This is a genomic window from Methanobrevibacter sp. (genome assembly GCF_045126245.1).
Classification (GTDB): domain Archaea; phylum Methanobacteriota; class Methanobacteria; order Methanobacteriales; family Methanobacteriaceae; genus Methanocatella.
Genome location: NZ_JBGVOG010000127.1, coordinates 1 through 24,209, shown reverse-complemented (window position 1 = coordinate 24,209; position 24,209 = coordinate 1). Strand labels below are relative to the sequence as shown.

Sequence of the window (24,209 nt, the reverse complement as noted above, 5' to 3'; positions counted from 1 at the left end):
ATGATTAAGCCTATTTTAGATGGAAAAGCAGAAATTACCAAGACAAAATTTGCACGTGAAAGCGGACGTGTTACCGAACTTACCGCTAAACCTCTTTTGAATTTCTTTTTCCCTGAAATTTCTTTTGAACAACCTTTGAGTGGTCAGTTTGCTGCCCGTAAGGAAATTTTGCAAAGGATTAATTTTGAAAAGGATTATGGTGTTGATGTAGGTATTGTAATTGACGCTGATGTACTCGGCATTTCCATCATGGAAGTCGACATCGGTGCAATTCAGCATGACATGTCCCCTCTTGAGGATTTAAATTTGATGGCAAATGAAGTTGTAAGAACAATCATAGGCCGTGCCAACAAGTACGGTCGCGTTACAATGATTGATGACATCGGTTACTATATTCGCATGTCTATTGTTGGATTATCATTAATTATTTTAGGATTATTTACAATATTTTTCGTAAAGATAGTTCCATTATTCATAGGTGTCCTAATTTCCGTCATAGGCCTTATTTTATCTGTTTATTACATTATTAAAGTTATTGTAAAATCTGTTGACATGTTTAGAAAGACACCTAAGGGAAATTTACTTAAATCCTTCATTAAAATTCATTTTCCAATGATCATTTCTGTTATTATACTGCTATTGATGATTTCCACATTTATCGGTGCGGCACATTTCGAGAATGGTGTTTTGTCCATTGAACCGAACTCAAGAAACCTAATCATTTATTCAGACTCATCAACAGACAGTGCAATTTCAGTCAGAGGTCCATATACTGTTGATACTGCTATTGAAAATGAATCATTCCAAATTCGTATGCCTTCGGCCGCAATGATGACATTAGGCGTTAAAGCCAATGATACAATCGAGATAAATAATGGATTTTATACAGTCAATGAAACAAGAGACGGTGAACAGGATACACTTAGGTTACCAATTGAAGTTAAAAAATCATTGGGTGTCGAAGATGGGGATATCATTCAGGATAGTCGTTTGAAAGAAATATTTAAAGGTTCCATTATTTCCCATAGTATTGAGAAAGATAACACTACATTAGTTGAAGAGTTCATTGTTTCATCAAGAAACAGAAATGCGACAAGTTTTGAAGTGTTAATGAATAATGTTTCCATTGTCAATTCGACAGGTATTTTTAATGAAGATTCATCATATACCATTGCCGTAAATGGCGAAACCGCTTATACAATGGACAATTTGGGAAATGCCAGTTTTAATTATGGCGATAATGAATTTAAAATAATCATTAAGGATACTAATACCACTTCAATTAAGCAATTTACAACTTCAAGTCAGGATAGTTTCTTGAAGTTTTATATTTAAAAAAATAGTAGAAATCTAAGAAAGAGGTTCTTAGATTACTTTTTATCATAAGCTTTAACAGCTTCTTCAACATCATCATAAAGCCCAAGGGCCGCTAGAGCTCCAACTTTACCTTGCTCACCAGTCACCGCAATCAGTGGAATGTTTAATTCTTTTGCAGTAGCTTCTGCTGTTTCAACATCCATCATCCCTGATTTTGTTGCTATTGAATAGTCTCTTAATTTTTCAGGAATGTCAAGACCCTCCAAAACAGCAATAGCAGTTTTATCAGATAATGTGTCTCTTTTAAGGATTTCAATAACTCTTTTAATTAAGTCTTCTTTTTTTGACTCTTCTACAGCAAAGGTAAGAGCAATTGATACGCAATTTTGAGTTTTATGAGGATTATGCGGATATAATTGAACAATGATATGATCTAAATATTCAAAACCTTCAGCGGCAAGTTCAACACCTAAGTTATGTGCCATTGTCCAAGTAGCCCCTGCATCTTTTGTATCGGTGTCGTCAACGCCGATTACAACCTTTTGAAGCTTTGGAGTTACAACTGTTGCTTTTCCAACTTTTGAACCCCCTCCAGTTTCAATAAGTTCAATATATTTAACGCCTTCGCCCATTCCTCTACACATTCCGGCACCTACGCCGGCACCTGCAAGTCCAGCATGAGTTACTTTGACTTCATCACCATCAATTACAATCTCATCTATTCCCGCAGCATTAAAACTTGCTTTTAAGTCAAGCGGACTTGAGCCAACATGACAGGAGTAAACATGTTTGTTCCCGTCACGATAAGCTGAATCAATCAATTCTGAATTGTTGCGGTATTGGTTTAATAGCCAATGAGACCCGGAAATGCATGGATGGTATTCAACAATTTCGACCTTGTCACCATCCACCATAGTCAAAACCTTTTGGTATGGGGCAATCCATGGATCATTAAATTTTTCTTTTAATTCGTTTGGTTTTAAAATTTCCATTCAATCACTAAATTTCTTTTAATCTGTCACACATTTTAACAGCTGCTTCAACTGCACTTTTTGCGTTTTTAACACGTCTATGTGCATCCATTCTTGTCATTCCAGGACCAGTAATTCCTAAAGCAACTGGTGTATCATACTCTAGAGCCAAATCAGCGATTTTACGAGATGCGTGTTGTGCTACAATTTGATCATGGTCAGTTGCACCTTCGATTACAGCACCTAAAGTAATAATTGCGTCGTATTCTCCTTTTTGTAATAATTTTTTAATTACAAGAGGCATATCAAATACGCCAGGAACAGCCACTACTTTAGTAATTTCACAGTCTCTGTTTTTAGCTTCTGCTTTAGCTAATTCTAACATCATTTGTGTTATGTCGTAATTAAATTCTGCAACAACTGCTGCTATTTCATATTTTACCATTTTTTCATCTCCTTTTTAAGCACTTTGGAATAACAAAAGTAAAAATCCTGCAACCCCACTTATTACCATAATGAATATGATAAATAGTGCCGCTAATTGCATTTTTGTTAATTTTTTAAAGTTCATATTTTTATCTCCATATTATAAATTATTCTTAATAGCTTCGGCTACTTCAATTGTACTTGATGAACCGCCTAAATCACCGGTTAAGGTTTCACCATCATTCAATACTTTTAAAATTGCGGCTTCAAATTTTTCTGCCGCTTCGTTTTCATTGAGGTATCTCAACATCATGATTGCTGAGAGCATCATAGCTATTGGATTAGCTTTGCCTTCACCTGCAATGTCTGGTGCTGAACCATGCACTGGCTCAAATAAAGCACCATCCTCTCCAATATTTGCGGACGGTATTAAGCCGAGTCCTCCAACGAGTCCCGCACCTTCATCGGATAATATGTCACCGAATAAGTTAGTAGTTACTATTACTTCAAATTTTTGTGGCTGGGTAATTAAATACATTGCTGTTGCATCTACATAAAAATCTTCGGCTTCAATATCAGGGTATTTTTCGGCCACATCATAGAATATTTGTCTAAATAATCCATCGCTTTTCTTTAATACATTAGCCTTGTGAACTGCTGTGACCTTACTTTTATTATTTTCTTTTGCATAATTAAAAGCATAGTCAATTATACGTTCTTCGGCTTTTTTTGTAATAACACGTTTAGCAATTGCACCATCTTCAGTTAATTCTTCCTTGTCAGCGATATATAACCCTTCGGTATTTTCGCGCACAATCATGAAATCAACATCATCAAACAATGCATTAGTATTTGGATAAGATTTAATTGGTCTTAGATTTGCATACATTTTCATTTCCTGGCGTATCTTTACAATTACATCTGCAGCGGTCTCTCCTGCAGCGCCAAATAAGCATGCATCGGCATTTCTAATAATATTTAAGGTTTTTTCGGGAAGGGGGGTTCCGGTTTTCTTGCCACATTCGTCTCCAGCTTCACCGTAAACGTAATCAAAGTCAATGTCTAATTCATCAAGTATTAATATAGTTGCATCCATTACTTCCTTGCCTATTCCGTCACCGGGAATAACAGCAATTTGATATTTATCTTTTGTTTTTGAGGTACTCAATTAATCCACCTTGTTCTAATATTTCCAACATAAACGGAGGTAATTTTTTAAATGCAATTGATTCTCCATTGGCTGAGGTTATTGTTCCCTTATCCATATCCACTTCAATTTCATCCCCATCGTTTACAAGTTCTGTAATGCCTGGGGCTTCTAGGAGGGGCACGCCAATATTTGTCGCATTTCTATAGAAGATTCTTGCAAATGATTCGGCAATCACGGCTGATATTCCAACACCTTTAAGGGCAATTGGAGCATGTTCTCTTGAGGATCCGCAACCGAAATTTGTTCCGGCTACAATGAAGTCTCCGTTTTTGCATTTTTTACTAAATTCAGCATCCAGGCCTTCCATGCAGTGAGCCGATAATCTTTCTTCATCAGTATAAATTAAATATCTTCCGGGAATGATGATGTCTGTATCAATGTCATTTCCAAATTTCCATGCTGTCCCTTTCATAATTTCACTCCGGCGCTACAATTCTTCCTTCAATTGCTGAGGCTGCAGCAACAGCAGCAGAAGATAAATAAACTTTTCCATCAGGAGAACCTTGTCTACCTTTAAAGTTTCTGTTTGAAGTGGAAAGACTTACTTCTCCAGGACCAATAATTCCAGTATGCCCTCCAAGGCAAGGTCCACAACAAGGGGCTGAAACAAGCGCTCCCGCTTCAACAAATATTTTAATTAGACCTTCATCAAGTGCGTTTGTGTATACTTCCTTGGATGCTGGAATCACTAACATTCTAGTTTGATTAGCGATTTTTTTACCTTTCAATATTTTTGCAGCTTCCCTCAAGTCACTTAGTCTTCCGTTAGTGCATGAGCCTAAGAACACTTGGTCGATTTCCTGGTCAACTTCACTTACGGGCTTCACATTATCGACATGATGGGGGCAGGCAACTTGAGGCTCCAAATCGCTTACGTCAATATCAATTATATTAAGAGATGATGAATCCAGGTCAGTTTTAAATACTTTGTATGGCTTTTTGGAACGATTTTTAACATAATCTATTGTTTTTTCATCGGGTTCAACCAGACCTGTTTTTCCACCCATTTCAATAGCCATATTTGTCAATACCATCCTTTCTGAAATGCTCATGCCTGAAACGGTTTCACCGGCAAATTCACAGGCTTTGTATGTTGAGCCGTCTGCACCCACCTGACCGATTATATTTAAAATTACATCCTTGGCATAGACATTTTCTTTTAAGGTTCCGGTTATATTGAATCTGTTTGTTTCAGGTACTTTAAGCCAAAGGTTACCCTCTGCAAATACCATGGCCATATCGGTAGATCCAATACCTGTTGAAAATGCTCCCAAGGCTCCATGAGTACAGGTGTGTGAATCGGCACCCACAACAACTTCTCCAGGTACAACATGACCCAGTTCCGGAAGAATTTGATGGCATACTCCAGCATTAACGTCATAAAAATTTTCGATTCCCTGCTTTTTAACAAAGTCTCTCATGATAATGTGGTTGTTTGCTGAGTCGATTGAATCCGCTGGAACCTGATGGTCAAATGGAATAACTATCTTTGAAGAATCCCAAACCTTTTCAGCTCCGATTTTCTCAAAAGATTCCACTGAAAGGGGTCCTGTCAAGTCATGTGTCATTGCCACGTCAATGTTTGCAATAACGATATCTCCAGCTTCAACATCATCCTTTCCGGATGCTTTTGCTAATATTTTTTCAGACATTGTCGGCATATTTTTAACCTCTTAATAATGATAAATATTTTTGTTTAATAAAATATATAAACTCTTATTAATTTTTAAAAAATCCGTTTTTCGAAGATTTATATATAATGTTCAACAAATTATATTTCATGAGCGGCTCAATTTTTGGTAGATTTAGAAAAAAAGAAGAACCAGTAATTCAAGAAGAACCTTCTGTTTTTGAAGATAGATTATTATGGATTTCATTATTGCAGAGAATCGCTTTTCCGGTATTGGATAACTTGTCAAGCAGATCTCTTAAGAAAAAAATGCCTTATGAATCAACCAGTTCTGAAGGTAAAAAATTTTCACATCTTCAAGCTTTCGCACGTGTTTTTAATGGAATTTCTTCTTGGTTAGAATTAGGACCTGACAGTTCCGAAGAAGGGGAATTGAGAGAAAAATATATACGTTTAACATTACAATCAATTGTAAATGCCATTAATCCGAACAGTCCTGATTTTATTTTTATTATTGAACCTAAACAATCTTTAGTTGATGTTGCTTTATTTGCCCAAGGTTTACTTCGTTCCAAAAATCAGATTTGGCTTAATTTACCTATGGAAGTGCAAGCCAAAATTATTGAAGAACTTAAAAAAACAAGGGCTATTGCACCATATGAAAATCATTGGCTGTTATATACTGCAATGATTGAAGCAGCGCTTCTGGAATTCACTGGAGAATGTGATAAAGAACGTTTGACTTACGGTATCCATAAATACAGAGATGACTATTATATTGGAGATGCAATTTATTCTGATGGGGAATCCTTTGAATTAAATTATTTTAATAGTGTTTTTATCCATCCTATGCTAAATGACATCCTGGCTGTAATGAGAAAGTATGCCATTTCCGATGGCGAATTTTTGGATGTACAGTTAATGAGGTCATCAAGATTATCCGCTCAACTTGAAAGGTTGATTTCACCTGAAGGAACTTATCCTCTTGTCGGTAAATCAGCGGCATACCGTTGCGGTGTTTTCCATTTATTGTCTCAAGCTGCACTTCTTAACATTTTGCCTAGAAACATCAATCCGGCTCAGGTTAGGTCTGCACTTACAAAAGTTTTAGTAAAACAGTTCCAGGGTACTCAGAACTTCAGTCCTGACGGATGGCTGATTATTGGATTGAACGGTTCACAAATAGATATTTCAGAAAAAAACATTAATACGGGCAGTCTTTATTTATGCTGTTCAGTATTCTTGGCTTTAGGATTGGATATTGATAACGCTTTTTGGAATTCACCGTCTGCCGAATGGACTAGTCTAAAGGCATGGAACGGCCATCAGGTACAACGTGACCAACCTATTGATTTTTAATTTAGCTTGTATAAGTTCCCGTAATTATATAATGTAATTTCATCAGGAACTTCATTTATTATATTTTTTGTATCAAATATAACAGGTTCTTTCATATTTTTTGAAATCAAATCAAAATCAATTTCCTTGAATTCATTATGGTCACATAAAATTAAAATTAAATCAGCATCTTTTGTAGCCTCGTCAAGGTTCACAAAACTATCATTTTTTATGTGAGGATCATGTATTGCTATATCGAATCCGTCCTGTTTTAGCTTAGCGATGATTTCATATGCAGGGCTTTCCCTGTCATCTCCGGTATTTCCCTTATAGGACACTCCCAGTATTGCAATTTTGCCCTTTTCAATGATTTTTTTAACGTTTTGACAAACAAAATCAGGCATTGAATTGTTAGTGTCGCGGGCCAATTTAATGATTTTTGCAGTTTCGGGAGCTTTGGCATAAATAAAGTAAGGGTCAATCGCAAGGCAATGCCCTCCCACTCCAGGACCTGGAGAATGTAGATTGACTCTCGGATGCTTGTTCGCCATTTTTATTACATCCAACGCATTAACACCAATTTCAGCACAAATTTTTGCAAGTTCATTAGCAAGAGCTATATTGACGTCCCTAAATGTATTTTCCATACATTTAGATAATTCAGCGGTTTTTGCTTCGGTCAGCATTATGTCTCCTTCAACAAATTGACCATAAACTTCACTGGCTTTTTTTGAGCATTCCGGTGTAATTCCACCTATAATTCTATCATTGTGGACTAATTCTTCCAATATTCTTCCAGGAAGGACCCTTTCGGGGCAATGTGCAAGATATAAATCATCACCGATTGTAAAGCCGGCCTTTTCAAAAATAGGTTTAATGGTTTCATCGGTTGACATTGGAGCAATTGTTGATTCAATAATGACTGTGTTTCCCTTTTCCAGATATGGAAGAATGGATTCGCATGCGGTTATTACATAACTTAAATCGCAGCTGTAGTTTTCAATTATATATGGTGTTGGAACAGTTATAATGAATGCATCAGCTTTTTGAGGAGTTAGAGAAGAACTATACACTTTATTTTTAACTGCATTCTTGATTATTTCAGAAATCCCAGGTTCTTCAATGTGAATTATGCCTTGATTCAAATTATTGACAATTTCTTCATTAACATCTACACCAACAACTTCGCAATTGTTTCTTGTAAAAAGAGCGGCTGTTGGAAGCCCGATATATCCTTGACCAATAATACACACTTTCATGGTTCTAACTCCTTTCTTTTAAATATGAAGTATAATATATATTTTAACATATATTAATGTTTTAAGTGAAATTATGAAAATTTTGATTACCGGTTCGGATGGAATGTTAGGGCATGATTTGATTGAGGTATTAAAGGATAATCATGAGCTAATCCTTACAAATTCCAAATCATTGGATATAACTGATAGAAATCATGTCATGGACTTTATTTTTGAGAATAAGCCTGACATCGTTATTAATTCAGCCGCTTATACAAATGTCGATGGATGTGAGGAAAACCAGGAAACAGCATTCAATGTTAATGGTGAGGGTGTCAGAAACCTGGCTTTAGGATGCCGGAATATTGATTGTCCATTAGTTCACATAAGTACAGATTATGTTTTTAATGGCGAAAGCACAGTTCCATGGGTTGAAGATGATGAAGTAGGCCCAATTAGTGTTTATGGGAAAAGCAAACTAAAGGGTGAAGAGGCTATTTTAGAAATTCTTGATGAATTTTTCATAATCAGGACAGCATGGCTGTATGGAATCAATGGGGGAAATTTCCCAAAAACCATGTTGGAATTGGCTGAAAATCATTCTGAAATCACCGTGGTGTATGATGAGGTTGGCTCACCCACCTACACTTTGGATTTAGCCAAAGCCATCTCACAGCTAATTGAAACGGATTATTATGGGATTTATCATATCACTAACTCTGGAAGTTGCTCTTGGTGTGAATTTGCAAGATATATTTTTGAAACTGCACAAAAGGATGTAAAAGTTATCCCTGTTACGGCATCCGAGTTTGCAAGACCCGCTCCAAGACCACATTATTCAGTTTTAGCAAATAAAAGATGGATGGACAAAGGTTTTAAACCGCTTAGAAATTATAAATATGCTGTTAAGGAATATATTGAGTTGATAAAATGAGTAAAAAGATAGTGTTTGCATTTGCATTAATTCTTGCTTTACTTTTAATGGGTTCGGTTAGTGCAGGATTTTTTGATTTTTTAAATTTTGGAGATGATTCAAATTCATCAATCGATGTTAATGTTACTGAAGACGGCCAGTATTGCACTGTAGATGAGGTAGCGGCTTATATTAAAGAGTTTCACAGGCTTCCAAGTAATTATATAACTAAAAAGGAAGCACAGGCATTGGGATGGAAGGGGGGTCCACTTAAAGACTATGCTCCTGGAAAGAGTATCGGCGGTGATATATTCACCAACAGGCAACATATCCTTCCGGACAGCGATTCCAAATATATAGAATGCGATATCAATGCTAATGGAACTAGCCGTGGAGCTGAAAGGATTGTCTATAATACAGGTAACTTTAAGGTTTATTACACTTCGGATCATTATAAATCATTTATAGAGGTTTAAAATGCAACTAGACGGTAATTTAATTAAGGAAAATGGCCATGACTATTTAAAGGAAATGTTGGATTTTCCGGACTATTACGGAAAAAATTTGGATGCTTTGTACGATTGCTTATGCGAAATCGGTGTAGAGACAGAAATTATTTTAATTAACAGCGATGAAGTTTCTTCCGACATGATTGATACTTTTATAGATGCGGCCAGTGAAAATGACTTTTTGAAATTTAAATGTGAATAATGATATTTTAAATTAAATGAAATTAAATATATTAATGTGATTATTATGAAAGGCATAGTACTTGCAGGTGGTTCTGGAACACGTCTTTATCCTATTACAAAAGCCGTTTCTAAACAGTTACTGCCTTTATATGATAAACCAATGATTTACTATCCGATTTCTGTGTTAATGTTGGCGGGGATTAAAGAAATATTGATTATTTCAACTCCTAGGGATTTACCCGCTTATAAAGAATTGTTAGGCGACGGCAGTGATTTGGGAATTAACTTTTCATATGAAATTCAGGAAAATCCTAATGGGCTTGCCGAAGCATTTATTGTGGGTGAGGATTTCATTGGGGATGACAATGTCGCATTAATTTTAGGAGATAATATATTTCATGGTCACAGATTCACGGAAATACTAGAAAGGGCTACAGAATTAAAAGAGGGAGCAGTAATATTCGGATATTATACAAATAACCCGGAAGCTTTTGGAGTAGTCGAATTTGATGATGAATGGAACGTATTGTCCATCGAAGAAAAACCCTTAAATCCGAAATCTAACTATGTAGTTCCGGGGCTTTATTTTTATGACAATGATGTTATTGAAATTGCAAAGAATGTGAAGCCGTCCGAGAGGGGTGAAGTTGAAATAACATCTATAATTGATGAATATTTAAGACGCGGCAAACTTAAGGTTGAACTTCTTGGAAGGGGTATGGCCTGGCTTGATACAGGAACTCATGCGGGTCTTTTAGAGGCTGCAAATTTTATTGAAACTATTCAAAAGAGGCAAGGTCTCTATGTTGCTTGTCTTGAAGAAATCGCTTATCTTAAGGGTTACATTACTACAGAACAATTATTAAAAACAGCTGAAGAACTCAAGAAAACGGATTATGGTCAATATTTATTTAATTTAGCCAAAAGAGGCAATTAAAATGGGGAAATTTAAATTTATTGATACCGGCATTGAAGGAATGTTTTTGGTTGAGCCCACAGTATTTGAAGACAATCGCGGATATTTCATGGAAACTTATAATGAAAACGATTTTAGGGATGCAGGTTATGATTTGACTTTTGTACAGGATAACCAATCAAAATCATCAAAAGGCGTATTAAGAGGCCTTCATTTACAAGTCAAATACCCTCAGGGGAAATTGGTCCGTGTCATTAAAGGCGAAGTTTTTGATGTCGGCGTGGATTTAAGGTCAGATTCCGAAACTTATGGAAAATGGTTTGGAGCCATTTTATCCGATGAAAATAAAAGGCAATTGTATGTCCCACCTAAATTTGCCCACGGGTTTCTTGTATTATCCGATGAGGCGGAATTCGTATATAAATGCACAGAATTTTATCATGGTGAAGATGAAGGCGGAATCATATGGAATGATGAGGACATAGGCATTGATTGGCCATTGGAGGATATTGATGAAGTAATTTTATCTGAAAAGGATAAGGAATGGCAAAAATTAAAGGAATCTAAAATAAGATATTAGTGATATTATGACAAATGTTTTGGTTACTGGCGGTGCAGGATTCATTGGAAGCAATTTTGTAAAATACATGGTAGATAAATATCCCGATTACAATATCATTAATTTGGATGCCTTAACTTATTGCGGTAATCTTGAAAACTTAAAGGATATTGAAAATAAAGATAATTATTCATTTGTTAAGGGAGATATCAGAGATAAAACTGTTGTTGATGATTTAGTTAAAAAATGTGACTTTGTCATTAATTTTGCAGCGGAAAGCCATGTTGACAGAAGTATTTCGGATCCTGAAATATTTATCAAATCCAATGTTTTGGGAACACAGATTCTTTTGAATGCCGCTAAGGAATTCGGCGTTGAAAAGTATATTCAGATTTCAACAGATGAAGTCTACGGAACACTTGGCAAAAGCGGTTTTTTCACAGAAAATTCTCCTCTTCAACCTAACAGCCCCTATTCTGCTTCAAAGGCGGGAGGGGATTTAATCACAAGAGCCTACTATGAAACATTTGATTTGCCTTTAAACATTACTCGCTGTTCTAATAATTATGGTCCCTATCAATTCCCTGAAAAATTAATTCCGTTAATGATTTCTAATGCCCTTGAAGATAAGAAATTGCCTGTTTATGGTGACGGTAAAAATATTAGAGATTGGTTGCATGTTCATGATCACTGCACAGCAGTTGATTTAGTATTGCATGAAGGAAAAATCGGTGAAGTTTATAATATTGGTGGAAACAACGAAAAAGAAAATATTGAAATTGTTAAACTAATATTAAATGAACTGGGCAAAGATGAATCCTTAATCGAATTTGTAACTGATAGGTTAGGTCATGATAGGCGTTATGCGATTGATTCAACTAAAATCCAAACGGACTTGGGATGGAAACCTGAGTACAGTTTTGAAAAAGGCATTAAGGAAACAATCAATTGGTATTTGGATAATCCTGAGTGGATTGGCCAAGTTAAAAGTGGGGAATATTTAGAATACTATGAAAAAATGTATTCCAATAAATAATTACAGTCGAAATTTATCCATATTTCATATTTTTTTAATATTATTTTAATAATTCATCTATATTTTTTATATTTTTCTTGTAAAATTGAATATTTTTAAATTTTTTTCGATTAGGATAGTTTTATATATTATTATTGTTTAACTTTAATTAGTATAATCAAGAAATATGGTTTATTTAGGGGAATGGTGATTTGATGTTGGAACAGTATTTACCTTTTGTAGGACTAATTATATTTGGAAATATTGAAAATTTAGTTCTATCTTCTCAAGGGGTTGTCGCTGGTGTTAATCCGGTAAAATTAGGCATTGCTAGTATTATTTGTGTCAGTTTATGGTTGATGATAGGAACTTTTGGGACTCAGCTATTGATTAACTATGTTGATTTCATCAACTTCATTGGCGGATTTGCAATTTTTGTTTTAGGTCTTCAAGCAATGTATGAATCCGTATTTCATAATTAGGTGATTGTATGATTGGGGAATTAAAACCATTTATAATATTATTAGTTTTCGGCAACATTGAAAACTTAATCTTAGCGGCACAGGGTGTTGCAGCCCATGTAGATCCTTTTGGTTTAGCCTGTTTAAGTTTGATTGCAGTTCTTTTTTGGTTGTTTGTTGGAACATTTGGAACAAAAATGGCATTGAAGTATGCCAGATACATTAACTTTATAGGCGGATTTGCAATTTTTGTTTTAGGTCTTCAAGCAATGTTAGAGTCTATCCCGGGAATTTTATCTTTCTTCTGATAATTTTTGATTTATATGAAATATTTAAAACATAAACTTTATGGGAGTTTATTTAATTTATTTAAAGTTTTTCCCGTTGATAAAAATAGGATATCCTTCATCATTGATTCACATGAGTCTTTTAAAGGCAATTTAAATTATATTAGAAAGGAATTTGAAAAAAGAGGAAGTTTTGAATTTAACTTTTTTTACAAAGATAAGATTTCCTTCAGTTCTTTTAAAAAATTGGCAACATCAAAATATGTATTTTTAAATGACAACTTTTTTCCCCTTGCTTTTATGAATTTTAAAAATGAAACAAAAGTTGTTCAACTTTGGCATGCTCCGGGAGCTTCAAAAAAGTTCGGCGGTTCTGTTGCAAGCCCTGATGATATTGATATGCTTTTAAAAATCGGTAGGAATACCGATTATTTGATTTCTTCTTCAAAAAAGATTGAAAATTATTATGCTGAAGCTTTTCAAATTGACAAATCGAAAATCAAGCCATTGGGCCTTCCAAGACTTGATTATTACTTTGAAAATCATGATTTAAACAAGCTAAAAGACGATTTCTGTAAAAAATATAATGTCGATTCCAATAAGAGAATAGCTCTTTATGCTCCGACTTTCAGAGAAGAGGAAAGCTATAATAATGTATTCAAATATTTGGATCTGAAGAAATTTAATGAGGTTTTGGGCAGCGATTATGTTTTAGCCTTAAGGCTTCACCCTAAAATAAAGGATTTTTACAAAGGAAATATAGAGTCCACTGAAGAATATGTCGATTGCAGCGATTATCCCTCAGAACAGGAGCTGATGATGTTGAGCGATATACTGATTACGGATTATTCTTCAATAATGATAGAGTTTGCTGTTTTAAATAAACCGATAATGTTTTTCGTATATGACCTGGATAATTATCTGCAAACAGAAAGAGGATTTTATTACGATTTTAAAAAAACTGTTCCGGGCAAATTGGTTTATGACTCAGATGAATTAATCAATGCAATTAAAAACAATGACTTTGATAAAGATAAAATAGCAAGTTTCACTAAAACCCAATTTGATGCGATTGATGGCAAATCATCTGAACGTGTCGTTGATTTTCTTTTAAATTAAGGTAGGTAAAATGGATAAAATTAAGGTTAGTGTTATAGTACCGGTTTTTAATAATTCTGAATATATAGGTGCAACACTCGATTCAATATTTAATCAGGATTTCAATGGTTTTGAGATAATTGTCATAGATGATGGATCAAGTGACAATAGCCTTGAAATCATAGACGACAAATTAAAGTCAACAGATATTCCCTATACTGTTTTTCATCAAGAAAATCAGGGTGTAAGTGCCGCAAGAAATAAGGGCATCGAGCTTTCAAATGGTGAATATTTAGTTTTTGTTGATGCGGATGATTACATCACACAAAATCACCTTAAGGAATTATACAACGGCAAAACAGATTTCAGTCTGATTCAGCTAGTCAAAAAAGATGGAGACATTACTTCCGAACCATATATTTACTCACAAGAGCTTATTTCAACTAAGCAGTTCATTGAAATGGAACTCAAAATGCAAATTCCTTTTAATTTTGTCCAGCTAATGTATAAATCCGATATAATTAAAAGCAATTCTATTAGGTTCTCTACGGATTATATTTATGGAGAGGATACTCATTTCGCACTCACTGCATTAAGCTATGGGGATATGATTGCCATTTCTAATGAGGTAACGTATCATTACATCCAACATCCCTCCTCAGCGGTAAGAACATCTGAATTTAGGCGTTTTGACATTGTAGAAATATTTGAGCAGTTAGCTAGTTTTTATAGAGAACATGGATTTGATGATTTATCAAAATTGATTATCACATCCAGGATTCCCAAAGCTATTTTTGGGAATATGAACTACTTTTTTTACAACGGTTATGATTTTGATGATGTAATAAACAAAATGAAGGAATTAGATTTATTTTCAAAATTGTCTAAATTTGAAGGCGACAAAAAATTCAAGCTTAAAATTAAATTATTTTTATTAAATCCAAAGATATATTATAGTGTGTGGAAAAAATTAAAAAATTCGATTGATTAATATGAAAGTTTCTGTTGTTACCCCTAATTATAATGGTGAAAAATTCCTGAAAGCATTTTTCAACTCCCTTAATCAGGATTGTGAATATATCGGGGAGGTCATTATTGTAGATAACGGGTCAACTGACAAAAGCAGGGATTTCATTAAAAATAATTCCTTTAACTTTCCCGTCAATCTAATTGAAAACAGTCAAAATCTTGGTTTTTCTCCAGCTGTCAATCAGGGGATTAGGGCTGCAAAATATGAATATATATTTTCTCTAAATAATGACACCGAAGTTAAGAAAGGTTCCATTAAAGCTTTATGCGACTTAATTTCATCGTGTGAAGATATATTTTCTGTCCAGGCAAAGATGCTTCAACACGACAATAAGCAGCTGATTGATGATGTCGGAGATGAGTATAATTTGCTTGCATGGACAAAAAAAATCGGCGAAAATCATTGTGCAGACGAATATGATGAGGTATTTGAGATTTTTTCAAGTTGTGCCGGTGCTGCAATGTATAAAAAATCTCTTTTAGAAGAAGTGGGCATGTTTGATGATAATTTCTTTGCATATATGGAGGACGTTGATTTGGCCATAAGGTCAAGGATAAACGGATACAGGAATCTGTCATGTCCTCAAGCCATTGTATATCATATTGGAAGCGCAACCAGTGGAAGCAGATACAATGAGTTTAAGGTAAGGCTTGCGGCTCGCAATAATGTTTGGGTAGTTTATAAAAATCTTCCTATTCCATTGAAGGTTTTAAATTTCATATTTCTATTTTTTGGCTTTTTAATTAAGTATATATTCTTTGTTAGGAAAGGATTTGGCTCCGTATATTTATCCGGCCTTAAAGAAGGATTATCAACAAGAAGTAAAATCAATAAGGTTAAATTCAGTTGGAAAAATACAAAAAATTATTTTAAAATTGAGTACAGATTAATTATTAATACTATAAAATTTTTGAAAAGGTAATCAGTGAGCTTTATGGATCTTTCAGTTGTAATTGTAAATTATCAAACATATGAATTAACTAAAAATACGATAAATTCCATTTTGGAGTATGAGCATCCTTTTAGTTTTGAAATTATTGTAGTTGATAATGCATCATCTGATGATAGCTTATCCAGATTAAGAGAATATTTTAAAGATAGGGTCAAATTCATTGCTTCAAACGAGAACAACGGTTTTGCAGCAGGAAATAACCAGGCTTTGGAAATATCAAATGGAAGATATGTCCTTTTATTGAATTCAGATACTATCGTTTTGGAAAACACTTTGGAAGACATTTATGATTATATGGAAATCCACACTGATGTTGGTGCTGCCGGATGCAGGGTCCTTTTGGAAAATGGGGAACTGGACAAAGCGTGCAAAAGAACTTTTCCTAATGTTAAAAATTCATTTTTGAGATTATTTCACATTCCGACTAACAGCAAGGAAGATAACTATAATTTAGATGATTTGCCCGATGATGAGGTTTATGAGATAGACTGTTTAACCGGAGCGTTCATGTTTATTAGAAAAAAGGCTCTTGATGAGGTAGGCTTTTTGGATGACACATTCTTCATGTATGGTGAGGATATAGACTTGTGTTTCAGAATCAAGCATTCCGGTTGGAAGATTGTTTATTATGGAAAATCAAAAATAACTCATTTTAAAGGAGCAAGCAGCAAAAAACAGAAATCTAAATTGATATATGAATTTTATCATGCAATGTACATTTATTATAATAAACATCATGCCAAAGAATCTTCATTCATTGTAAACATTGTTGTCTACATCGGAATTATTGTTTTATGTGTTTTAAAGCTATTTTTAAATATATTTAAAAAGAAAGATTAATAACATATGATTTTAAATATATAATAAAACTAGTTTTGGTAATTGTTATGATAAGGGAAAATCAGAGATTGTTGAACATTGCATTAGTCTTAATCGATGTTTTTGTCATCGTTATTTCTTTATGGTGTTCAATCTGGTTAAGATTCGAAACAACCCTATTCGGCCCAATTGGATGGCATATAAGTTATCAAACTTATATCATATTCATGTTATTGGTCATTATTCCAGTTTACCTTATTTTGTATTTCGCTTTTGGATTGTACAAGCCGCGCAGAACATATAAGAATATATTTTCGGAAGCGACACAAATTATTAAAGTAAATATTCTTGCATTTTTCGTATTTGTGGCTGTTTTATTCATCATCAATCAACCAAACTTTTCAAGATTAATGTTTTTCCTGCTGGCTTTCATCGCCACATTCCTGGGAATCATTGAAAGGTTCATAATCAGGAGCTTTTTAATACAAATGAGAATCAACAATAAAAATTTGAAGCATATTCTCATTGTCGGCGATAATGATTTGGCTTTCAGTTTTGCCCGTAAAATTAAAGAGAATCCCTATCTTGGTTTTTCCATCAGCGGATTTTTGGGAAGGCCAGAAAATGTTGGTAAAACAGTTGAAGGGGTAAAATTTATCGGCGCTTTTAAAGATTTGGATAAGATTCTTGAGAAAAACAGATTTGACAGAGTTGTTTTAGCTATTCCTTTAATGTATTATTACCGTATCAACGAACTGGTGGAAAGCTGTGAAAAGGTTGGAATTAAGGCGGAAATCATTCCGGATTACATTAGATATTTCCCGGCTCAACCGTCTGTGGACATGATTGAAGATATTCCAATCATCAATATCAGATATGTTCCTTTGGACGATTCCTTTAATAAGTTCTTGAAGGCCATTTCAGATTATGCAATTGCCATTATAGCAATTTTAATCACATCGCCAATCATGATAATAACTGCAATAGCCATTAAATTGACTTCCAAAGGCCCTATTATTTTTAAACAGGAGAGAATAGGATTAAACAGTAAACCGTTCATGATGTACAAGTTCCGCAGTATGAAAGTTCAAGACCCTAGTGATGAAAAATCCGAATGGACTACAAAAGATGATCCGAGAAAAACCAGAGTCGGCGATTTCATTAGAAGAACCAGCATTGATGAGCTACCTCAATTCTTCAATGTTTTAAAAGGGCAAATGAGTGTTGTAGGTCCAAGACCAGAAAGACCATTTTTCGTTGACCAATTCAAGGAATCAATTCCAAAATACATGGTTAAACATCAAGTGAAGCCGGGCTTGACCGGTTGGGCACAAATTCACGGATGTCGTGGAGATACATCCATTAAAAAACGTGTAGAATATGATATCGAGTATGTAGAAAACTGGCACATGGGTTTGGATTTAGGGATAATGATTAAAACAGTATTAAAGAAAAATCCAAATGCATATTAATTCTTTTACAGATTTTCACATTTTCGCATTTAAAAAAAATTTATATTATATTTTTTAGTAATTATTTTTACAGATTACTTTTCAAGTGCTCTCACTAATACTTTATATACATTCTAATTATAAAATAATAATTAACTTTTCTATGAGGGATTTGGTATGCAAGAAGAAATTTTAAAATTATATGAAAAAATTCAAGATCAACTTTCACAAGAAGAGTTTTTAGCAGAAATGGACCAAGTGAGCAAAAACTACGAAGGCGTAGATTTTATGGATGATGTTTTAATAGCTCGTGAGGTTTTGAAAAATCATGGAATTAATGATTTTGAGACTGTTTCTACTGAAGCTGAATCTAGTGAAGATAACGAAGAACTGCCTTTTGAGGTTTCATTTGAAAGTGATGAAGAAGAATCAGATGAACCAACCTTTGAAATGACCGAGGAAATTTTGGAAATCTATGATAAAGTAAAAAATCAAATTACTGAAGAGGATTTTCTTGCCAGAATGGTAGAACTAAAAAAAGAAAATGCTCATAATTCCTTTATGAATGATGTAAGTTTCGCTAATATGGCTGCTGGTGAATTACACACTGAAGAAGTTGAAGTTATTTCAGAAAAACCAGAAATTGCAAGTAAATCCATTAGTGAACTTGAAAATGGAGCAAGAGAAGCTACCGTTTCTGGAAGAGTGATATCAATATCCAATAAAAGATCATTTAAAACTCGCAAAGGTGGAAAAGGTGAAGTCTGTAATGTGGAATTACAGGATAATACCGGAACTATGAGAGCTGTTTTTTGGACCCAAAACATGCATCTTTTGAAAAAATTTAATGAAGGGGACATTATTCAGATTAAAGGTGTAGACATCAAGGACGGCTACTCCGGACTTGAAGCTAATTTAAGACAAAGGTCAGCCGTTGCCATATTAGAAGAAGATTCCTCTAAATTCCCTGTTTATGAAGAAACAATTACTGATATTGCTGATATTAAACCGGAAACTAAAGTCAATATCATTGCAAGAATTCTTAGAATTCCAACAGTTAGAAGTTATGAAAAAAACGGAAAAGAAGGAAAAGTTGCATCTCTTGAACTACAGGATAAATCAGGTAAAATAACTTACACCTTATGGAATAAAAATGTGGAATTAATAGATGACTTAAAGCTGGAGGATGGTGACACCGTAAAGATACTTGCTGCTCAAGCTCGTGAAAGAACTAATAGGGACGGAATATCCGAAATCTCTTTAACACACTGGGATGGTAGAATCATTAAAGGGGAATATGATGTTCCGGAAATTGATCAGGAATTTACACCTATTGGAGATTTAAGCGAACAAAGTGATGTAGCCATAAAAGGTGTTGTCATAAGACTTCAGGATATTAAAACTTTCACACGAAAAACTGATAATACTGAAGGTAAGTTACGTAATTTCGATGTTGCTGATTCATCTGGTGCCATTAGAGTCACTGTTTGGGGCGATGACACCGGTTTGCCTATAAATAAAGGTAATATTATTAAAATCATTGGTGGAAATGTCAGATTTGATGAATACACTCAAACAGGATATTCCATGAACACCAATTTTAACACCCAAATAACTATTAATCCAGAAAACTTAACAGAAGAAGAATTAATGGAATTTGAAAGAATTAAGGAACAATTAACACCTACTCGCATTGGCGATATTCAAACAATGAATGATGATGGTGTTGAAATTGATGTCATCGGTAGGATTCTTTCTGTCAATGATGTTAATGAATTCCAAAGGGATGACGGCTCTGTTGGCGTTGTCCGTTCAATATTATTTGCAGACGAATCTGGAAAAGTTCAATTGTCATTATGGAACGAACGTGCACAAGAAGAATATAATGTCGGTGATGCATACCAAATTGAAAATGCTAGAACCAGGCTTGGAATGTATGAAGTTGATTTAAACATCGGTAGCGGTTCTAGATTAATAAAATTATCCGAAGAACAAGCAGCTGCAATGTTTATTCCTGAATTGGCTACATTGGAAAAAGCAATTTATGATTATAAGAAAATTTCTGATGTTGATGAGGATGACCAGGACATCATCGTTATGGGTAGAGTAATTGAAATGAGTGAAATTCGTGAATTTGACAGGGATAATGGTGATACCGGATATGTAAGAAATATTGAAATTGCTGATGATACAGGATCCATGAAAGTAGTATTATGGAATGATGATGCTAAAATGGACTTGGAACTTGGTCAGGCAATCAAATTACAAAATCCTCGTATATCTTTAGACATGGATAATCGTATAGAAGCTGTTGTTAGTAGGGGAACTACCGTTTTGGAGCTCAGTGAAAGTGAAGAAGAAAAATTACCTACTTATGATGAATTGGTTGAAGCTATTTATGTTCCAAAAACAATTGAAGCTTTATTAGAAGATGACACAAATGTTTGTGTCACCGGTAAGATAGTTGAAGTTGGAAAGGAGAGAAATGTTCTCAGAAAATGTCCTAACTGTCACGATAGTGTTGAACAAACAGCTGTAGAGAATGTTTGTGATTACTGTGGATATGAGTTTGATGAGCCGGATTATACTTTAATGATACCTACTGAAATTGAAGATGAAACCGGTCAAATTCAAGCTACATTTTTCGGCAAATTAGCCGAAGAGCTCATTGGAATGGAAACAGAAGAAGTCGTTGAAATAGTTGAAGACGGTACTACTGGTATTGAATATAAACTTGAAGATTTATCTGGATTAACTGTTGAAATCATAGCTAATGTCAGTTTTGATGAATACAGAGAAAGAAGCAAGTTGAATCCTAAAAAGATTATATCTAAATATTATTAAAATAAAAAGGAATGATTATTATGGTGGAATTAGCAGATTTACCCGGCGTAGGAGAAAAAACAGCAGAAAAATTAAAAGATGCAGGTTTTGCAGACATGATGAGATTAGCTACAGCTACTCCAAAAGAATTATCTGTAAAAGCAGAAATTGGAGAAGGTGTCGCTGAAAAAGTCATTGAAGCTGCTCGTAGAGCTGAAAATATTACTTTTGAAACAGCTTTGGAAGTTGATGAAAGGAGAAAAGACGTAGGCCATATTACCGTTGGCAGCCAAGAATTCAATGATTTAATTGGCGGTGGAATTGAAACCCAATCCATTACTGAAGTATTCGGTGAATTTGGATCAGGTAAAAGTCAAATTTCTCATGAGTTAGCCGTTACTGTTCAATTACCTAAAGAGCTCGGAGGTCTTGAAGGGGAATGTGTTTTTGTAGACACTGAAAATACTTTCCGTCCAGAAAGAATCAGACAAATTGCCGAAGGATTTGAATTGGATACTGATGAAGTTTTAAGTAGAATTCATGTTGCACGTGCTTTTAACTCAGCTCATCAAATCTTAATGGTTGATAAGATCAACGAACTTATTCAAAGTGGAGTCAATGTTAAATTGGTTATTGTAGATTCATTAATGGCTCACTTCAGGGCAGAATATGTTGGAAGAGAATCATTGGCTGTCAGACAACAAAAATTAAATCAACATTTACATTCACTTCAGCAAATTGCCAACACTTATAATGTTGCTATTTTCTTAACAAACCAAGTTCAGGCTAAACCTGATTCATTCTTTGGAAGCCCTACCAAAGCTATTGGTGGACACGTATTAGGGCACGCTTCCACTTACAGAATTTGGCTTAAAAAAGGTTTGGCAGGTAAAAGAATTGCTCGTTTAGTTGACAGTCCTCATTTACCTGAAGGAGAATGTGTATTTAAAATTACTAGCGAGGGTATCGTTAGTTAATTTTATTTTTTTTAATCAAGATCAATTATGGCCTGACATAGGCAATATGTGTAATCATTTTGATTACACTCATAGTAATTATCATGATTTTACAGTAAAATTATTAAAATTTATCCAAACCTAAATTTATTATTTTTTTAATAACAAACAAAAGTCCACTATTTGCATCAAATAAACTTATAATATTCTTTTTTTCGTTTTAAACAAATTTTATATCAGTTTTCATGTCATCATATATAAACATTACTCTAAATTTTTTATAGAAATGTTTATAAGTGTGTATATACTACATTAGTATATCTAATACTATGTAAAATTTTACCACTATTTTTAAAATTGCAATTTTTTATATATATTAGATATTTTTCACGACTTGTACAAGGTGAATTAATATGGCAGAAGAAATAAATAACAACGAAGAATTAAGGATAGGTGTTTACGTCTGTCACTGTGGTGTAAACGTTGGCGGAGTAGTAGACTGTCCTGATGTCGCTGAATATGCTAAGACCTTACCTGGCGTAGTTCACGCAACAGATTACAAATACATGTGTTCTGACCCTGGTCAAGCAATGATTCAAGAAGACATCAAAGAAAAAGGATTAAACAGAATTGTAGTAGCAGCTTGTTCTCCTCGTCTTCACGAACCTACTTTCCGTAGATGCGTAGAAGAAGCAGGATTAAACAAATTTTTATTTGAATTTGCTAACTTAAGAGAACAAGACTCCTGGGTACACATGAACGAACCTGAAGCAGCAACCGCAAAAGCAAAAGATTTAACACGTATGGCTGTTGCTAAAGCAAGATTACTCGAACCATTAGAAGCTACCAAAGTAGCTGTAGATAACAAAGCTTTAGTTATCGGTGGTGGAGTAGCTGGTATCCAAACTGCATTAGATTTAGGTGACATGGGATTCAAAACCTACATGGTAGAAAGAAACCCAACCATTGGTGGAAGAATGGGACAATTAGATAAAACATTCCCAACTCTCGACTGTTCAATGTGTATTTTAGCACCTAAAATGGTAGACTGTTCAAAACACGATAACATCGAATTGATCTCTTACGCAGAAGTAACCGAAGTAGACGGATACATCGGAAACTTCAAAGTAAAAGTTGAGAAAAAACCAAGATATGTCGATGAAGATTTATGTACTGGATGTGGAGCTTGTCAAGAAGCTTGTCCTATCGAAATACCTAACTACTACGACGAAGGTGTAGGTATGGTAAAAGCAGCATACATCCCATTCCCTCAAGCTGTACCATTATGTGCAACTATCGATAAAGACTACTGTATCGAATGTAACTTATGTGTACAAGCATGTGGACCAGATGCTATTGACCACAATCAACAAGCAACTGAAATTGAATTAGAAGTTGGTACTATTGTAGCTGCTATCGGTTACGACCCATTCGACCCATCCGGAATTTACCAATACGGATACGGACGTTTCTCAAACGTAATTACCGCTATGGAAATTGAAAGGATGATTAACGCATCAGGTCCTACTGGTGGACACGTTATCAAACCTTCCGACGGTATCGAACCTAAACGTGTAGCATTCATCCACTGTGTCGGTTCAAGAGATGAACAAATCGGTAAACCATATTGTTCCAGAGTATGTTGTATGTACTCCATGAAAAACGCTCAATTATGTATTGACCACGAACCTGACACCGAAGTAACTTGTTACTACATGGATATCCGTTCATTCGGTAAAGGATACGAAGAGTTCTACAAAACCTCTCAAGAAAAATACGGAATCGAATTTATCAGAGGTAAACCTGCACAAATCTTCGAAAACGATGATTTAACCTTAACTATCAGAGCAGAAGATACTTTACTCGGTAAAGTAACTGAATACACTTACGACTTAGTTGTATTAAGTGTTGGTCTCGAACACTCTGCTGGATCTGACGAACTCAGACAAACCTTAGGTCTCTCCAGATCTGCAGACGGATTCTACATGGAAGCTCACCCAAAACTCAGACCTGTTGACACCTTAACTGACGGTGTTTACATTGCTGGTGTAGCACAAGGTCCTAAAGATATTCCTGACTCCGTAGCACAAGGTTCAGCTGCAGCATC

24 protein-coding genes are annotated in these 24,209 nt (G+C 34.6%); 18 read left to right on the top strand and 6 right to left on the bottom strand.

Annotated features, from left to right (window positions below):
- On the top strand, positions 1–1,335 hold a 1,335-nt coding region (locus tag ACJMLZ_RS09260; protein ID WP_405305337.1), incomplete at its 5' end, for a dolichyl-phosphate-mannose-protein mannosyltransferase.
- A gap of 35 nt (positions 1,336–1,370) precedes the next feature.
- On the opposite strand, the gene mmp11 is transcribed toward ACJMLZ_RS09260, so the two are convergent.
- From mmp11 to hacA, 5 genes are all read right to left on the bottom strand, one after another.
- Complete coding sequence (gene mmp11 / locus ACJMLZ_RS09255) at positions 1,371–2,309, bottom strand: methanogenesis marker protein 11 (protein ID WP_405305336.1); 939 nt, start codon at positions 2,307–2,309, stop codon at positions 1,371–1,373.
- 7 nt (positions 2,310–2,316) lie between these two features.
- Entirely contained in the window at positions 2,317–2,733 is a 417-nt protein-coding gene (gene ribH / locus ACJMLZ_RS09250) for a 6,7-dimethyl-8-ribityllumazine synthase (RefSeq protein ID WP_405305335.1), read from the bottom strand.
- Positions 2,734–2,874: 141 nt separating this feature from the next.
- Positions 2,875–3,882, bottom strand: a complete 1,008-nt coding sequence (locus tag ACJMLZ_RS09245; RefSeq protein ID WP_405305334.1) for an isocitrate/isopropylmalate family dehydrogenase — start codon at positions 3,880–3,882, stop codon at positions 2,875–2,877.
- Entirely contained in the window at positions 3,857–4,336 is a 480-nt protein-coding gene (locus tag ACJMLZ_RS09240) for a 3-isopropylmalate dehydratase small subunit (protein WP_405305333.1), read from the bottom strand. Before ACJMLZ_RS09240 ends, ACJMLZ_RS09245 begins: the two co-directional genes overlap by 26 nt.
- A gap of 4 nt (positions 4,337–4,340) precedes the next feature.
- Positions 4,341–5,585 (bottom strand): homoaconitase large subunit, encoded by a 1,245-nt coding sequence (hacA, locus tag ACJMLZ_RS09235; protein WP_405305332.1) that lies wholly within the window; start codon positions 5,583–5,585, stop codon positions 4,341–4,343.
- Positions 5,586–5,704: 119 nt separating this feature from the next.
- Here hacA and ACJMLZ_RS09230 point away from each other — a divergent pair, with 119 nt between their 5' ends.
- Entirely contained in the window at positions 5,705–6,913 is a 1,209-nt protein-coding gene (locus ACJMLZ_RS09230; RefSeq protein WP_405305331.1) for a DUF2264 domain-containing protein, read from the top strand.
- On the opposite strand, the gene ACJMLZ_RS09225 is transcribed toward ACJMLZ_RS09230, so the two are convergent.
- Positions 6,910–8,151 (bottom strand): nucleotide sugar dehydrogenase, encoded by a 1,242-nt coding sequence (locus ACJMLZ_RS09225; protein WP_405305330.1) that lies wholly within the window; start codon positions 8,149–8,151, stop codon positions 6,910–6,912. The genes ACJMLZ_RS09230 and ACJMLZ_RS09225 overlap by 4 nt on opposite strands.
- A 73-nt stretch (positions 8,152–8,224) precedes the next feature.
- On the opposite strand from ACJMLZ_RS09225, the gene rfbD reads away from it, so the two are divergent.
- From rfbD to ACJMLZ_RS09145, 16 genes are all read left to right on the top strand, one after another.
- Positions 8,225–9,064, top strand: a complete 840-nt coding sequence (rfbD, locus tag ACJMLZ_RS09220) for a dTDP-4-dehydrorhamnose reductase (protein ID WP_405305329.1) — start codon at positions 8,225–8,227, stop codon at positions 9,062–9,064.
- Positions 9,061–9,519: a ribonuclease domain-containing protein gene (locus ACJMLZ_RS09215; RefSeq protein ID WP_405305328.1), complete on the top strand. Its 459-nt coding sequence runs from the start codon at positions 9,061–9,063 to the stop codon at positions 9,517–9,519. The genes rfbD and ACJMLZ_RS09215 overlap by 4 nt, the downstream gene beginning before the upstream one ends.
- A gap of 1 nt (position 9,520) precedes the next feature.
- Positions 9,521–9,754, top strand: coding sequence for a barstar family protein (locus tag ACJMLZ_RS09210; protein ID WP_405305327.1), 234 nt, complete (start codon positions 9,521–9,523; stop codon positions 9,752–9,754).
- A 45-nt stretch (positions 9,755–9,799) separates the two neighbouring features.
- A complete protein-coding gene (gene rfbA / locus ACJMLZ_RS09205) occupies positions 9,800–10,672 on the top strand; it encodes a glucose-1-phosphate thymidylyltransferase RfbA (RefSeq protein ID WP_405305326.1) in 873 nt (290 codons plus the stop codon).
- A 1-nt stretch (position 10,673) separates the two neighbouring features.
- Positions 10,674–11,231 (top strand): dTDP-4-dehydrorhamnose 3,5-epimerase, encoded by a 558-nt coding sequence (gene rfbC, locus ACJMLZ_RS09200; RefSeq protein ID WP_405305325.1) that lies wholly within the window; start codon positions 10,674–10,676, stop codon positions 11,229–11,231.
- Between the two features lie 7 nt (positions 11,232–11,238).
- Entirely contained in the window at positions 11,239–12,246 is a 1,008-nt protein-coding gene (gene rfbB / locus ACJMLZ_RS09195; RefSeq protein ID WP_405305324.1) for a dTDP-glucose 4,6-dehydratase, read from the top strand.
- Between the two features lie 194 nt (positions 12,247–12,440).
- Positions 12,441–12,707: a hypothetical protein gene (locus ACJMLZ_RS09190; RefSeq protein ID WP_405305323.1), complete on the top strand. Its 267-nt coding sequence runs from the start codon at positions 12,441–12,443 to the stop codon at positions 12,705–12,707.
- Positions 12,708–12,715: 8 nt separating this feature from the next.
- Positions 12,716–12,994, top strand: coding sequence for a hypothetical protein (locus ACJMLZ_RS09185; RefSeq protein ID WP_405305322.1), 279 nt, complete (start codon positions 12,716–12,718; stop codon positions 12,992–12,994).
- Positions 12,995–13,009: 15 nt separating this feature from the next.
- The gene (locus ACJMLZ_RS09180) at positions 13,010–14,092 is read left to right on the top strand and encodes a CDP-glycerol glycerophosphotransferase family protein (RefSeq protein WP_405305321.1); all 1,083 of its coding nucleotides are present in this window, start codon (positions 13,010–13,012) and stop codon (positions 14,090–14,092) included.
- Between the two features lie 10 nt (positions 14,093–14,102).
- Complete coding sequence (locus ACJMLZ_RS09175) at positions 14,103–15,062, top strand: glycosyltransferase family 2 protein (protein ID WP_405305320.1); 960 nt, start codon at positions 14,103–14,105, stop codon at positions 15,060–15,062.
- 1 nt (position 15,063) lies between these two features.
- Positions 15,064–16,023, top strand: coding sequence for a glycosyltransferase family 2 protein (locus ACJMLZ_RS09170; protein ID WP_405305319.1), 960 nt, complete (start codon positions 15,064–15,066; stop codon positions 16,021–16,023).
- Positions 16,024–16,035: 12 nt separating this feature from the next.
- Positions 16,036–16,893 carry a glycosyltransferase family 2 protein gene (locus tag ACJMLZ_RS09165; protein WP_405305318.1) on the top strand — a complete coding sequence of 286 codons (858 nt, stop codon included), beginning with the start codon at positions 16,036–16,038 and terminating at the stop codon, positions 16,891–16,893.
- Between the two features lie 47 nt (positions 16,894–16,940).
- Positions 16,941–18,344, top strand: coding sequence for an undecaprenyl-phosphate glucose phosphotransferase (locus tag ACJMLZ_RS09160; protein ID WP_405305317.1), 1,404 nt, complete (start codon positions 16,941–16,943; stop codon positions 18,342–18,344).
- A 156-nt stretch (positions 18,345–18,500) separates the two neighbouring features.
- On the top strand, positions 18,501–21,167 hold the full coding sequence (locus ACJMLZ_RS09155) for an OB-fold nucleic acid binding domain-containing protein (protein ID WP_405305316.1): 2,667 nt from the start codon (positions 18,501–18,503) through the stop codon (positions 21,165–21,167).
- Positions 21,168–21,187: 20 nt separating this feature from the next.
- Positions 21,188–22,123 carry a DNA repair and recombination protein RadA gene (gene radA, locus ACJMLZ_RS09150; protein ID WP_405305338.1) on the top strand — a complete coding sequence of 312 codons (936 nt, stop codon included), beginning with the start codon at positions 21,188–21,190 and terminating at the stop codon, positions 22,121–22,123.
- A gap of 392 nt (positions 22,124–22,515) precedes the next feature.
- Positions 22,516–24,209: 4Fe-4S binding protein (locus ACJMLZ_RS09145; RefSeq protein WP_405305315.1), on the top strand; the 1,694-nt coding region annotated here is incomplete at its 3' end.